Source organism: uncultured Chryseobacterium sp. (assembly GCF_913776365.1).
Classification (GTDB): domain Bacteria; phylum Bacteroidota; class Bacteroidia; order Flavobacteriales; family Weeksellaceae; genus Chryseobacterium.
Window position 1 is genome coordinate 1 of record NZ_CAJYMO010000108.1, and the last position, 11376, is coordinate 11376.

Annotated in this window: 12 protein-coding genes and 1 tRNA gene; 12 read left to right on the top strand and 1 reads right to left on the bottom strand. The window is 42.2% G+C overall.

Annotated features, from left to right (window positions below):
• The 4 genes from QZ735_RS05255 to QZ735_RS05270 form a co-directional block, all read left to right on the top strand.
• Positions 1–725: RtcB family protein (locus QZ735_RS05255; protein ID WP_294245184.1), on the top strand; the 725-nt coding region annotated here is incomplete at its 5' end.
• Between the two features lie 73 nt (positions 726–798).
• Positions 799–911: transfer RNA gene (locus tag QZ735_RS05260), tRNA-OTHER, on the top strand.
• Between the two features lie 206 nt (positions 912–1117).
• Complete coding sequence (locus tag QZ735_RS05265) at positions 1118–2290, top strand: hypothetical protein (RefSeq protein WP_294245186.1); 1173 nt, start codon at positions 1118–1120, stop codon at positions 2288–2290.
• Between the two features lie 87 nt (positions 2291–2377).
• Positions 2378–2878: a hypothetical protein gene (locus QZ735_RS05270; RefSeq protein ID WP_294245188.1), complete on the top strand. Its 501-nt coding sequence runs from the start codon at positions 2378–2380 to the stop codon at positions 2876–2878.
• A gap of 125 nt (positions 2879–3003) precedes the next feature.
• On the opposite strand, the gene QZ735_RS05275 is transcribed toward QZ735_RS05270, so the two are convergent.
• Positions 3004–3468: a hypothetical protein gene (locus QZ735_RS05275; RefSeq protein ID WP_294245191.1), complete on the bottom strand. Its 465-nt coding sequence runs from the start codon at positions 3466–3468 to the stop codon at positions 3004–3006.
• A 457-nt stretch (positions 3469–3925) separates the two neighbouring features.
• On the opposite strand from QZ735_RS05275, the gene QZ735_RS05280 reads away from it, so the two are divergent.
• From QZ735_RS05280 to QZ735_RS05315, 8 genes are all read left to right on the top strand, one after another.
• Positions 3926–5119: a hypothetical protein gene (locus tag QZ735_RS05280; protein WP_294245198.1), complete on the top strand. Its 1194-nt coding sequence runs from the start codon at positions 3926–3928 to the stop codon at positions 5117–5119.
• A gap of 628 nt (positions 5120–5747) precedes the next feature.
• Positions 5748–6953, top strand: coding sequence for a hypothetical protein (locus QZ735_RS05285; RefSeq protein WP_294245199.1), 1206 nt, complete (start codon positions 5748–5750; stop codon positions 6951–6953).
• A gap of 253 nt (positions 6954–7206) precedes the next feature.
• Entirely contained in the window at positions 7207–7956 is a 750-nt protein-coding gene (locus tag QZ735_RS05290) for a nucleotidyltransferase domain-containing protein (protein ID WP_294245201.1), read from the top strand.
• 10 nt (positions 7957–7966) lie between these two features.
• Positions 7967–8650, top strand: coding sequence for a hypothetical protein (locus QZ735_RS05295; protein WP_294245202.1), 684 nt, complete (start codon positions 7967–7969; stop codon positions 8648–8650).
• 39 nt (positions 8651–8689) lie between these two features.
• Entirely contained in the window at positions 8690–9421 is a 732-nt protein-coding gene (locus QZ735_RS05300) for an ATP-grasp domain-containing protein (RefSeq protein ID WP_294245204.1), read from the top strand.
• A gap of 10 nt (positions 9422–9431) precedes the next feature.
• The gene (locus QZ735_RS05305; protein ID WP_294245205.1) at positions 9432–9860 is read left to right on the top strand and encodes an AAA family ATPase; all 429 of its coding nucleotides are present in this window, start codon (positions 9432–9434) and stop codon (positions 9858–9860) included.
• Positions 9847–10611: a tRNA(His) guanylyltransferase Thg1 family protein gene (locus QZ735_RS05310; protein WP_294245209.1), complete on the top strand. Its 765-nt coding sequence runs from the start codon at positions 9847–9849 to the stop codon at positions 10609–10611. The genes QZ735_RS05305 and QZ735_RS05310 overlap by 14 nt, the downstream gene beginning before the upstream one ends.
• 101 nt (positions 10612–10712) lie before the next feature.
• Positions 10713–11376, top strand: a 664-nt coding sequence (locus QZ735_RS05315; protein WP_294245211.1) for an AAA family ATPase, incomplete at its 3' end; no start/stop codon positions are given.

Genomic DNA, 11376 nt, shown 5'->3' on the forward strand with positions numbered 1-11376 from the left:
CCCACCACGGATCCAGGGCGCCGGGTGCTGCTCTGTACGATAAAGGAATGAAGGTCGCCAACCGGTTCAGGATGGACATTTCCCCTGAAACCCTAAGGGAAAACGCCTGGATTCCCTACGATACCGAAGAAGGAAAATCGTACTGGGAGGCCCTGCAGCTGATCAGAACCTGGACCAAAGAGAACCATACCTCCATTCATGATGCCGTCCTGAAGAAACTGGCCCTTGAAAAACTGGACAGGTACTGGAATGAACATAATTTCGTCTTTAAAGACGGAGACCTGTTCTACCACGCCAAAGGAGCCACGCCGCTGGACGATAAGTTTATGCCGGATGTTACCGGACCGCGACTCATCCCGCTGAATATGGCGGAACCGGTGCTGATCGTAAAAGGGACCACCAACGAAAGGAACCTTGGTTTCGCACCCCACGGAGCCGGAAGGAACTTCAGCCGTACCCAGCATAAGAAGTCACTGGCCCATAAAACCATCGACGAAGTATTCGCCGAGGAAACCAAAGGCCTGGATATCCGTTTCTTCACAAATGAAATCGATATTTCCGAACTTCCGACCGCTTATAAGAGCGCAAAAAACGTCAGGGCACAGATCGAGGAATACGGATTATGTGAAGTCCTGGACGAAGTAATGCCCTACGGATGCATCATGGCCGGAGACGTGCAGAAGAATGCGCCGTGGAAGAAAAAGAAGAAATTCAGGAAAGCGTAAATAAAGACCAACTAATAACCCGGCCTTGCGGATGTGACAGTCTGCAGGGCCCATGAAAACTAATGATAAGGCAGGGGCAGTAGCTCAGATGGTTAGAGCAACAAAGATGTACTTTCCGCTACCGGCAAAGAAAGTTCCTATGATCACCAGGTTTGTAGGCCGCAGGTTCAAGTCCTGCCTGCTCCTCAAAAACACAAGGCAAAGAAAGTTCCTATTGCATAATTTCACCCATTTACTTTCCGCCTATTCTTTTAATGAATCAAAGGCAAACGGAGTTCCTGTAATTTTTGGAAGATTACTCCCCGCTTTTTATAAACTATAGGTAAAAGGAGTTCCTATACCGCTTCACTTTTAATGAATATACTCCTCACTTATTTTTTAAAAACAATACAATGAAAACGCTAAAATTATTCAACGCCGTACTGGCAAAAGGATCCGGTGGAGAAGCCTTTATTTCCGATCATGGTTTTATTATTGAGCCCGCCGGTCTATGGGCCAGGAAAGAAATTGTTTCTTATTATGCCAAAGAAAAGCTGAACGGAAATGACCTGAATAAAACCTTTCATAAATCCTGGCAGAAAATCAGGGAAAGTTCAAGACTTGATTTACTGATGGAGCAGATCAGGCATTATATTTCAACCTACGGAAGCCGGTTCCAGAGCGAAATGTACATTCCTTCCGAAGTATTGAATAGTAAGGAAGTGAAACTGAATTTTAAAATCATTAAGGCATATACCAAAGAGGAAATGACGGAAAAATGCCTTTCTCTGTTCAGATCCGGAATCGCCCTGAAGGAAGAGACCGTAGATGATCTGCTTGCTGTTTTACAAGATGAAGCAGAATATCATTTCACAGGAAAAGAAGAAATCCGGAATAAGGAGGCCGTCATTAAAATTGCAGACCGTTACGGGATATATCCTGAACATCCGGTTGAATTTTTCCGCTATATAATTTATAAGACCACAGGAGAAACGCTTTTGATTAAAAATAATGAATTGATTGATAACATCAGACAGGGTACATTCAACCCGTCTACCCTATTTGAAAATTTCGGCCTGGAAAAGCTGGCGCAGATTTTCAACCGGTTCAAGCCTCTGTTCCTGGCTTATAAAAAAAGAGCGGCAAAAACAATCAACAAAATTTCAAAGCTGTCCAAAATATATCACCGGCCTTTGGTTTCAAACCCACTGAATAGCGCAACGAATATGCTGCTGGAAAACAGTGACCTGCACTGGCTGGAAAATGCTGCCCCGTTTGCTTTGTTCAAAGCACTTTCGGCATGTTATGCAAGGATGTATGGTCAGGATACTTTCGTGTACCGGATCCGGAACGGGAAATCATGGACGAAAAAATCGGCGGCAACCTACGCAAATGAGCTCAACTATGGTTTTATTCTCCGTTACTTGCAATCGAAGTATGATTTTTCCGGAAAGAAATTCTATTTCCCGGAAGACGTGGAATTCGCATTGCCGACTTCTGAAAAAATGTTCGTCGGAAATATCCCGACCGGGACGAGATTTTACGGTGAAAGACTGGTCGTCGGGATTTACTGGGAAAATGCCTAGGGTGCCCATGACCTCGATCTTTCCGGGCTTAACATTGCCGGTAAGATCGGCTGGAATGCTGCTTATAACCAACAGGAAGGACAACTGATGTATTCCGGGGATATCACCCATGCGCCTGACGGAGCCGTAGAATACCTGTATGCCAGCCGGAGCTTTGCTACGCCTACGCTGGTCCTGAACAACGTATTCAGCGGTAATACGGATTGCGGGTATAAAATTGTGATCGGAAAAGGCGATAATATTTCATTCGATTATATGATGAATCCCAACTACCTGTTTGCGGAAGCCCGGTGCCAGTCGGTCCAGAAACAAACGATTTTAGGACTGTTCATACCGAAAGACGGAAGGCAGTGCTTCGTGCTGCTTAATTTCGGGGCAGGGCATTCGCACATTTCCGGAACTAACGAAGTTTCCGTCATGGCAACCACTGCCCTGTACCAGCAATGGTATGAATCACTTTCTTTCAACCGCCTGATTCAGGAGCTGGGAGCGGAAACCGCTTCCCGGAGAGAAGAAGCCGATTTTGATTTTTCTCTGGAAAACCTGGAAAAAGACAGCTTTACGGGAATTTTTACATCTTTAGCCTGAACCGTCGTCTGCAGGAAGTTTTATCACAGAACTAATTTAATACAGTGCTGAAAAGCATAAAAAAACCCTGAAGCGTATTCAGGGTTTTTATATTTACCGGTTTATTTACCTTTTTCAGATCAATTTTATCTGGATGTACCGTTATTTGTCGTTCTGCTGGTATTCAAAGTACCTGAGGTTCCGGTTTTCAGGCTATTGTTGGTTCCGGTTTTAAGGGTTCCGACACCGATATTGGATGTACCGTTGCTGTTCATCGCTCCTGTAGTGCCGTTATTCAGTACGCCGTTCGTATTCATTGTTCCTGCGGTTCCGTTGTTCAGCATGCCGTTGCTGTTTAATGTTCCGGTGGTCCCGGTATTCAGGGTTCCGTTGGTTCCGGCGTTCAGGGTACTGTTGCTGTTCAGGGTTCCGGTAGTTCCGGTGTTCAGCATACCGCTGCCGTTTAACGTAGTATTGGTCCCGCTGTTCAGGATTCCGGTACCGGTATTCATTGTCCCGTTACCGGTATTGGTTCCGGTGGCAGGGGTAGTCTGTGCAGATACCGTAATGAATCCTCCGGCTATCAATGCTGCTGCAAGTACATTTTTCATATGATGATCATTTTGATGGTTGGTCATATACTTCTTGCAATTATCATACAAAAGGCATTCGTTCCCTCTTTTAATTTGATTTACAAGTCATTAAAGGCAACGGATCTCATCACCCTTATTTCCTGAAGGTTCTTTTTCCTCCCTGGTAAATATATGAGTAGCAGGGAATGTAGACAGCCGGCAGCAGTTGGTAAAATAACGTACATTCAGCCATATCTATCCGTTTCAGCTCTTTAATTGGAATTCAATTTGATGAGTCGGGATTGTAAGTAAAATAGTAACATATACCAATACCAGGACAATAATATATTTGCATATCAACAAAAAATCTGTAAATATTATAATTAATAAAAAAATACTGCTTATAAAACATTATAAATATGTTATATTTTTTCCTATTCATTATTATTATTGTAATATATGAAAACTTTTCATATCTTTACTTTAGATAATACAAATGATGATAACAGAAAACATTCCTCTTTCGCATGAACATATAGATACAGGTATAGTAATACCGCCAGTTGTCTTTAGAATAGATTCAAGAAGTCCTTATGCAGAAACAGATTATGACGGGATAAATCACCAAGGAATATTTAATGAAGGTTTTACTGCAAAAGGAACCAATTACAAACTGACAGAGCATGTATTAGGCGGAAACAATAACAGTGCAAGTAATGGTGCTTCCGGATATGTAGCCACTACTTCAAACCCTTCATCGCTTATTAATATTCTATCAACCATAACCGGGAATATGTTATTGCATGAAGTGGATACAAGAAACTTATCCTTAAACAATAGTGGACGTATTGCAATTAATGCTTATGTATACAATATAAGGCCTACGGATTCTAATTTTTATTCGGTAGTTGATAATTTACCAGATGGATACAGATTTGATAGATACCGTGGGCAAGATGAATGGTTAGCTGTTGACAAAATTGACAGAGAACAAATTCAGTCTGCTATAATATATGAAGATGTATTCGTTAATGGCATACGTCAGGGAAGTATAAGGCCGGTATCTACAGTAAATAATAATTACTATTTGGAGAATACACCAAGACATTTTGCCGGTCATTTTAATTCTGCTGATGTAGGAGTAACGAAAATAAATCAGCAACAACCGGCAGCTCAGATCCCACAGCAGCAGCTAACTCAACTACAGCAAAATCAGACGCCTCAGACAGATCATCAACCAGCAGATCAAATTCTACAGCAGCCACTGACTCAACCGCAGCATGGCCAAACGCCTCAGATTGATTATCAGCTAGCAGATCAAATCCTACAGCAGCAGCTAACTCAACTGCAGCAAAATCAGACGCCTCAGATAGATCATCAACCAGCAGATCAAATTCTACAGCAGCCACTGACTCAACTGCAGCATGGCCAAACGCCTCAGATTAATTATGAGCTAGCAGATCAAATCTTACAGCAGCAACTGATGCAACTGCAGCAAAATCAGACGCCTCAGACAGATCATCAACCGACAGCTCAAATACAGGAGCAGCCCGGGCAAATACAGATGGATTTTAGTAGATTTGCTACACCAACTATAGAATCAACTGTACCAATTATAGGATTACCTGTAGAAGCCCAACAAAATCAAGAACAAAATAATGGGCAACAATTGATAACGAAAAGGTTTTAACGTAAGACCCTCTGATAATTATTCGGACATTATCCCAAGAATTATGCAAGTTAAAAAAACAAGGCTTTGATTTATAATCCGGGCCTTGCTCAAAATAAGCATAAGTTAGTTGAGAACACTTCCACAATTTTGAATCTGCATCATACATTTTTTAATACGTATTGGGCCATAATTAGTTTGCATTAAACTTGAGAATTGGCTGTTGCAAATAAATTGCTGCAGCCCTGCCTGGATTTCAGTAAGGGAAATTGATTTGAAGTTCATTCCATAGACAACGGCAAATATTCTTTGAATGTCTGCTTCACTTTCAATATAAAGATAAAATCCATTTGGTTTTTTCCCGATCGAGAAGCATTATTGTTTCCCTATACATCTTATCTTGTTTTTGGCCGCCAGCCTGTTTTGAATTCAAAATTCAGCATCATCCGATTTACGGATTCGGAAGTCTTTTATATCATATGGGAAAAGCGAAAAAGGAGCAGAAGTTGCGATTCATGCAATACCTTGTAAAACAAAATGGCCTTAAATGGTTCACATTAGATGTCAGCAACAAATTTAATATGCCTTTCCTTTTTTATTATATTTGCGGATTCATTTTAAAAAATAATAACCTTAAACCCATTCAGCGATGAAAAAAATTGTATTTCTCTTTCTATGTCTTTTCATTCTTTCGTCATGCGGAGGTTCCGATAGCGGAACCGACAGCACACCGGGATCCGGTAACCAGCCTCCGAAAGTAATCACCTCAGCGCCCGGTTTCACCCAGGGCAAAGTAAAATTCAACGGAAACGTAGCCTCAAAAGGCTCAGGAATTTATACCCGGGGATTCTGCTGGGGAACCAATATCAACCCTACCGCCCTGAACAGCGACCATATCTCGGAATCTGCTGATGCGGCAGGCGAATATTCCCTCACCGAATCATACGGAAGCCTCAAATTTTCCACCGCCACCAGCTATTATGTGCGGGCTTATGTGATTACCACGAATGGAGAAACCGTATATGGCGATAATATCACATTTACCACACCTCCTAAACTGGTTATTAATCCCAAAGCGACAAAAGCCATTTTCACCACTTCCGCTACCCTGAATGCAGAAATTGCCGTCTATTACTTAGACAGCATCACACCGGACGAAAAAGGATTCTGCTACCGTACCAGTCCCGGTGTAAACATCAGCAACGGTACCAAAATAGTCAATACCGTTGCCAATTATTACAATGGAAACCTCGAGCTGGAGGCCACTGCCCTGCTGTCCAATACCACCTATTACGTAAGAGCCTTTTCCAGAGAAGGATCGAAGGTGTATTATTCTGATGAATATACTTTTAAAACAGCCGGCGCCATCGGTGCTTCGGGAGGATATATCTTTTATGACAAAGGGGAAGTGACCGACGGATGGAGATACCTTGAAGCAGCTCCCAATAACCTGATCTATAACGGATCAGATAAAATCAGATGGGGATGCGCCGGAGGTATCGTCAACCAGACCCAGGCCACCTTTGGAGCCGGCCCGGCCAATACCGCCAGGATCATTTCCCAGTGTTCCGATGCCAACTGTGCCGCCAGGTTATGCGATAATTATGTCCTGAACGGCCTGACCGACTGGTTCCTGCCTTCGGATGAAGAATTATTGGTATTCCTCAAAAGTTCCAAAAACGTATATACCATTGCCACATTCACGTGGAACAACTATTCCGACAGGTATTTCTGGAGTTCCACTGAGAATCCGGGAACCAGTAAAGCCAGATTTCTTGACGGCTACGACGGGTATATCTCATCTACCGACAAAGACTACTACCAGGTACGGGTAAGGCCGTTCAGGAGATTTTAAAAAATAAAAGTATGTTACAGAAGCTGTTCCTTTCCGGGGACAGCTTTTTTTAAAGCTTTTTAAGAAGAGCTGAATAACAGAATTGTCCGCAGATGCTTGCAGCCAGGCAGATCTGCGCGGATAAAAGTTGGCTGAACCGGTCCGGTCAGATCTGAAAGAAACATGACATCAAAAGAAAAAACACTTTTTTCCGGGTGCGTAAATCTGTTGCGCAGTATTATCTTTACTTTGTACTTCTGTAAAGATAACTGTAATGAAATCCAGAATACTTGAAAAACTGAAAGAAGTGGAGAAAAGCCGCAGCATAGAAATCCTGCTGGCCGTGGAATCCGGAAGCCGGGCCTGGGGTTTTGCCTCACCCGACAGCGATTACGACATCCGCTTTATCTACCGGCATGAAAAAGACTGGTACCTCTCGCCGTGGGATAAAGATGAAACGATCGAGTTCATGACGGAAGATGAACTGGACGGTTCCGGCTGGGACCTCAGGAAGACTTTCCATCTGCTGCTGAAGTCTAACGCCGCTTTGCTGAGCTGGTTTTACTCTCCTGTGGTTTACGTGAAAGATGAAAAGTTTTATGACCTTTTCAAACCTTTGGCAGATGAATGCTTTTCGCCGATAGCGGTTTCGTACCATTACCTCAGCATGAGCAAAAAATACCTGGAGGCCTGCCGCGGCAATGAAGTGAAGCTGAAATCTTACTTTTATCTCCTCCGTACGGCACTTACCGGAAAGTGGATCCTGGAAAAAGGAACCGTTCCACCGGTACTGTTCAGCGAACTGCTGATACTGGTCGATGGTTTTACCCGGGAGAAAATAGAAAATTTAATAACTTTAAAAGCCACCAAAGGGGAATCCTATTTCCATCCGAATGACCGGGAACTTTCCGGATTCCTGGAAGCGCTGGTAAAAGACAACGAAGAAAAAGCAAAAGGCCTGCACAGCGGCCGTCCGGATAAAACGGAAATGGAGCGGGTGTTCAGGGAAATACTGACAGAATAAAAACAGAAACATGAAACGATTCGGGTTTTTCAAAAAGAAAGCAAAAACAGATGGCCAACCGGGCCCGGTTCCGACAGTTCAGGCTGAAATAAAGACTGCGGAACAAACGGAAGCTGCAGAGGGTATAGAAAAGGAGACTTTGCCGCACCGGTTTATTATCCGGTGCCGCTATCTTGAAGAACAGTACGGAATTGTTGTGCCTGAAATCTACAAAAAATTCTTCACCCGTTTCGATATTGATGAAAACCATAGCTTCTACCGGCCCTTTTGGATGGACGGAACACCATATACCGATCTGTTTTACACCGAAGACTTCGTGAAATATATCATGGGCCGGTATATGGAACAGCACGCCGGAGATTATGAGCCGAAAAAATTCCAGGAAATGATGGACTATGGAAAATGCTATTTCCTCCACAAGGAAAACCGTTTTGAAAGCGACTGGGTCGATATCTCTTTCATAGACCGGTGCTATGAGGAGCTGGGCAGGAACCGGGACTGCCTGATCATCGGCATGAATATCTACGCCACCTGCGGAGGAGCGGAATTCCTGATCCTGTCAGGCGACAAAAAAGGATATTTTGCCGGATGCTATCATGGAATGGACAGAGAAATAGAATATGCAGGTATTACAGTCCGGTACGAAATCCTGAACCATTACGGCCTGATCAGCAAAGAAATCCTTCACGGCTGATCCGGAAAAAACAACATCAGAAATTCTAAAAACCATCAGATGAAAAAACTTGTCGCCCTCTCTCCGATGTATACGGAGGACAGCAATATCCTGAAAAAAGCATCCCTCAATTCTCCTTACGAGTTGAGCCGCTTCAATGCAAAATGGAATGTTCCGGAAGAATTCCGGGCAGAGGTGGTGGCGGTTTATGGTGAAGATATCTATGCCGAAATTGTGGCGGAACAATGTAACCTTACTTTAACAAAACCTGATGATCACTGGCTTTCAATAGTCTCGGAAGAATTTACCAGACGTAAAATTTCTTACGGACAACTGAAAGATTTCATCAACGAAGGACCCGTTTTCATCAAATGTTCGGATTTTAAGAGCTTTAAAGCCGGAGTTGTTGATAACATTACCGACATCAAAGGCTTTGATTCCCTGGATCCGGAAATGACGGTCTTCATATCGGAAGTTGTGGAATGGGAACTGGAAGTGAGATGTTTTGTTTTAAACGGTGAAATAAAAACCTTCTCTTCCTATTGGCGGAACGATGTTTATGATATAAACCCGCTTGCAGAAACCGAGCAAAAGGAACTGTTCGCATTTTTCAGCCGGTTTATGGAGCAGTATGCGGAAACGCTGCCGAAAGCCATTGTCCTGGACTTCGGAATCATCAGAGGAAAAGGCTGGGCACTGATTGAAGCGAATCCCGCCTGGTGCTCCGGTCTGTATGCCTGCGATGCGGAGAAGGCTCTGGAGGTGATTGCGGAAAGCTGTATTAAAAATTAAAATGATGGAAATGATCATCTTCACCGGGATTCCCGCAAGTGGAAAAAGTTCCTTTTATAAGGAGCTTTTTTTCAATTCGCATCTCAGGATCAGCATGGATCTGCTGAACACCCGGAATAAAGAAAACAAGCTGCTGCAATACGGTTTTGAAACCCAGTCGAGAATGGTAATCGACAACACGAATGTCACGAGAGAAAGCCGTAAAAATTACATTGAATCAGCAAAACAGAACCGGTATCAAATCATCGGATACTTTTTTGAGAGCCCTGTTCTGGACTGCCTGGAACGGAATAAGAACAGGAAAGATTCCATCAATGAGACCGGAATCAGAGCTAAATACAAGGAACTGGAAAAGCCTGACTACACAGAAGGTTTCGATAAGATCTTTAGCGTAAAAATAATCAATAACACCTTTGAAATAAGCGATGATGAAATTTGAAGAAATAGAAGCGGTCATGCGGAAGAACGAAAGCCTTTCGGAACAGTACATCCTGCCAGAAAATTATATCATCGTAAGGCTGGACGGAAAAGGCTTCACGAAACTGACCAAAGAAAAACTTACGCTGGAAAAACCGTTTGATGAAAGATTCGGCAAAGTCATGACTAATACGGTAAAGCATCTTTTTAATACCGGTTTTAAGGTGATCTACGGTTATACCCAAAGCGATGAAATTTCTTTGCTGATTGACAAAGGCGACCAGACCTTCAGCAGGAAGACCCGGAAAATCAATTCCGTGCTGGCCGGGGAAGCCAGTGCTTTTTTCAGCCTGCAGTTTCAGGAGCTCTGTGTTTTCGACTGCCGCACCATCGCCATTCCCAACCGGGAAATGCTGCTGGATTATTTCTGCTGGCGTCAGGAAGATGCCCACCGCAATTCCCTTTCCGCCTACTGTTACTGGACCTTACGGAATAACGGTTTTACCGCAAAACAGGCCACCGGAAAGATTGAAAAATGGAGCCAGGCCGAAAAAAACGAATTGTTGTTTCAGTACGGCATCAATTACAATACGCTTCCGACCTGGCAGAAACGCGGCGTCGGCATTTATAATAAAGAAGTCATGAAGCCGGGTTTTAATCCGGTGACGAGGGAAACTGTGGTTGGTATGAGGAAAGAGCTCTTTGTGGAGAAGGAATTGGGGATGCGTGAGGAATATAGGGAGTTTTTGAGAGGGATTTTTAATAATGAGTAAAAGTTGTGGAAAGCCGTAATTGTTTGTAACAAATTGAAAATATTTTTGTTGATTGAAAAATTAAACTTAAATATTAATATCTTTATAAAAAACTAAAAACTATGAAAATAGAATCTATTCATATAAATAATTTCAGATTATTAAAAGACTTCAAAATAGATTTAGAAAATTCTCTTTCCTTAGTTTTAGGGAAAAATAATACTGGAAAAACTTCATTTTTAACCTGCTTAGACAAATTCATTAACAATTCTGATAAGAAAAAAATAGTTGCCGAAGATTTCAATATTGACTACAAAAAGGAAATTGAAAGAATAATCTCTGAGGCAGACGAACTTACAGAAGAAGAATTCAATAAAAACATTTACGGAATCAAATTAAGACTTGTTATTGATTATGGAGAAGATGATAATACGTGCAATATCTCTGATTTAATGATGGATTTAGATCCTGATCACAATAAACTTATATTAGGTTACGAATATTTTTTGCATTATAATCAATACAAAGAGATTAGAAAAGAATATGAAATCTTCAAATTTAGTGAAGATAAAAAAGTTAAAGATTGTGAAGAAAAGGAAAAAGATAAATTAGAAGCAGACAGAAAAAAATATAATCCTAGAAAATTTGATTATTTCTTTAGAGCTTGTTTAAAAAGAAATTTAGAAATAATTTGTAAAATAAGTCGGTCAGTCGGAACTTTGTATTTCACCACAAAATCAGAGTTCATGACAAAGAAATATCTTCGCCTGACTGACCGGCAGTGGC

Bases quoted from the DNA above. Each gene is read 5' to 3' on its own strand.
- QZ735_RS05285 (WP_294245199.1), top strand. From the start codon at position 5,748: ATGAAAAAAATTGTATTTCTCTTTCTATGTCTTTTCATTCTTTCGTCA.
- QZ735_RS05300 (WP_294245204.1), top strand. From the start codon at position 8,690: ATGAAAAAACTTGTCGCCCTCTCTCCGATGTATACGGAGGACAGCAAT.
- QZ735_RS05295 (WP_294245202.1), top strand. From the start codon at position 7,967: ATGAAACGATTCGGGTTTTTCAAAAAGAAAGCAAAAACAGATGGCCAA.
- QZ735_RS05290 (WP_294245201.1), top strand. From the start codon at position 7,207: ATGAAATCCAGAATACTTGAAAAACTGAAAGAAGTGGAGAAAAGCCGC.
- QZ735_RS05270 (WP_294245188.1), top strand. From the start codon at position 2,378: ATGTATTCCGGGGATATCACCCATGCGCCTGACGGAGCCGTAGAATAC.
- QZ735_RS05275 (WP_294245191.1), bottom strand. From the start codon at position 3,468: ATGAAAAATGTACTTGCAGCAGCATTGATAGCCGGAGGATTCATTACG.
- QZ735_RS05280 (WP_294245198.1), top strand. From the start codon at position 3,926: ATGATGATAACAGAAAACATTCCTCTTTCGCATGAACATATAGATACA.
- QZ735_RS05310 (WP_294245209.1), top strand. From the start codon at position 9,847: ATGATGAAATTTGAAGAAATAGAAGCGGTCATGCGGAAGAACGAAAGC.
- QZ735_RS05305 (WP_294245205.1), top strand. From the start codon at position 9,432: ATGATCATCTTCACCGGGATTCCCGCAAGTGGAAAAAGTTCCTTTTAT.
- QZ735_RS05265 (WP_294245186.1), top strand. From the start codon at position 1,118: ATGAAAACGCTAAAATTATTCAACGCCGTACTGGCAAAAGGATCCGGT.